Annotated in this window: 1 pseudogene; it reads left to right on the forward strand. The window is 63.6% G+C overall.

From position 1 onward, the window contains the following. A pseudogene (locus KW848_RS32770) lies at nt 1–327 on the forward strand (glycine dehydrogenase (aminomethyl-transferring)); the annotation flags it as partial.

The following is a 327-nucleotide window of genomic DNA, read 5'->3' on the forward strand; positions in this document are numbered from 1 at the left end:
TGGAAAACCCGGCCTGGTACACCGCGTACACGCCGTATCAACCGGAAATTTCCCAGGGCCGTCTCGAAGCGCTGCTGAACTTCCAGACCCTGATCAGCGACCTCACCGGCCTGCCGATCGCCAACGCCTCCTTGCTCGATGAAGCCACCGCCGCCGCCGAAGCGATGACCTTCTGCAAACGCCTGAGCAAGAACAAGGGTAGCCACGCGTTCTTCGCCTCCGTGCATTGCCACCCGCAAACCCTCGACGTGCTGCGCACCCGCGCCGAGCCATTGGGCATCGACGTGGTGGTGGGCGACGAGCGTGAACTGACTGACGTGACGCCGT

Source organism: Pseudomonas sp. PDM25 (assembly GCF_019219045.1).
In the GTDB taxonomy this organism is placed as follows: domain Bacteria; phylum Pseudomonadota; class Gammaproteobacteria; order Pseudomonadales; family Pseudomonadaceae; genus Aquipseudomonas.